This window comes from Microcystis sp. LEGE 08355, from assembly GCF_015207185.1.
GTDB classification, from domain to species: Bacteria; Cyanobacteriota; Cyanobacteriia; order Cyanobacteriales; family Microcystaceae; genus Microcystis; species Microcystis panniformis.
Genome location: NZ_JADEXI010000783.1, coordinates 1 through 1,763 on the forward strand (window position 1 = coordinate 1; position 1,763 = coordinate 1,763).

Sequence of the window (1,763 nt, forward strand, 5' to 3'; positions counted from 1 at the left end):
CCCTTAATCTCCCCTTAATAAGGGGGGCATCTGATAGTTTTTAACGCCTACCTACTTATCTTGCTTAATTTAGCTTGAATCGAATCCCTACCCCCTTGCTTCAACCCATGCTCGCATTTTACCCGGATTGTTCAATCCGTAGGGATCGACGAGTTTTTTAAATTCTAATTGCAGGGGATTAATCTGTCTGCTGCCGCCATCTTCCATGATATAAGTGTGAGGATTGGCAATGGCTGCCCCCTGTTGTTCATAGATAGCAATAATCTCATTTAATCGAGTTTCTGTGGTAAATTCTAGCAAGGGAAGACCGGCGGGAATAACTTTACCTTGACATTTCACAAATTCTAGGTGCATCATTATTTCCTCACCAAAATAATTATAGAGTTTCTCTACCGTGGCTAGATTAAAATAAAAAGCTTGTAGATAAGTTATTTTGGGGTTAAAACTACGCGCATGGAGAGTGGTATGATTCCAAGTAAACTCTAAGATACTGTTGCCTTTTTGGGTTTCTTCTGGCGTTTTATAGTAAGTAAGTTCACCATTATATTCTTGAATTAAAGACTCTAGGGCAACTTGATCGCTGTCCGATACTATTAACAAAACTGCCGCTTTTCCTGTGGGTAAATAATCCTTGAGAGCGATAAAATAAGCGGGAATTGGCCAGGAGTGAACGCTAACCATTTTCTTAACGATGCCATCACTATCACTGAGTGCTTGACCGAATTTAGTGGCGGTGATAAAATCGGCAAAAGTAACGATAAATTCTGCCCAAGGATAACAGGGAGCGAGGGCTATTTCTAACTCGGTAATAATGCCATTTGTTCCGTAGGCATGATTGACTTTTTCTACCTCATCCCCCCGTAGTTCGATAATTTTTGGTTCTGTTTCTAGGGTGACTAATTGCACTGCTTGCAGATTGCCCCTATCCTTTAATTGTCCATAATTAATCGAACCCATGCCCACACTGCCACCCCCGATAAAACCGCCAATTGTCGCCGTCCGATAGGTAGAGGGAGCCATTCTTAATTCCCAACCAATTGCGCGAGCTTGTTTATCAAAAAATGCCATTTTTACCCCCGCTTCTACTCGCGCTGTCCCCGGTTCGATCGAGATAATTTTTGTTAGTTTGCTTGTATCTAAAATTACTCCTCCCCGCAAGGGAACACATTGACCATAATTACCTGTACCCGCACCTCTAACTGTTAAAGGAATTTGGTATTTAACGCAGGTTTTAGCGATGTCAATAACCTCTTGGCTATTGTGGGGACGAATGACTAAATCAGCCCGTTTATCTTGCAGTTGTGCCTCTAAAATGGGACTAAAATGATAATAATCTAAGGAAAGTTTCGCCACTTGTCCCGGATCGGTAATAATTTCCAGATGGGCAAGTTCTTCAATGAGATTTTGACAATTAGATTTCATGGTTAGGTATTAGTGTAAAATTAGTTTCCTAGTCGAGTTGACAATTCAGTTATCAGTTATCAGTTATCAGTTATCAGTCATCAGTTATTAGTTATCAGTTAACAGTTATAATTCATAGGCTCTTCTGGTTCCTGTGTGGAAACGGGGTCTATACTGATAGTTTCTTCAGCAAAATAGCACTAAAAGTCTTTCCCAGTAAACATTTCACGATTCTATGATCAAAAATTATCACACAAAGTCGAGGAGAGCCAATTCATAATTCATAATTCCCCCACATCCTACACCCCACACCCTACACCCTACACCCCACACCCCACACCCTACACCCCACACCCTACACC

The 1,763-nt window shown here is 41.2% G+C and carries 1 protein-coding gene; it reads right to left on the reverse strand.

What is annotated here, in order from left to right:
* Positions 1-87: 87 nt before the first annotated feature.
* Positions 88-1,422, reverse strand: coding sequence for an FAD-binding oxidoreductase (locus IQ242_RS23985; RefSeq protein ID WP_193961676.1), 1,335 nt, complete (start codon positions 1,420-1,422; stop codon positions 88-90).
* Between the last annotated feature and the right edge of the window lie 341 nt (positions 1,423-1,763).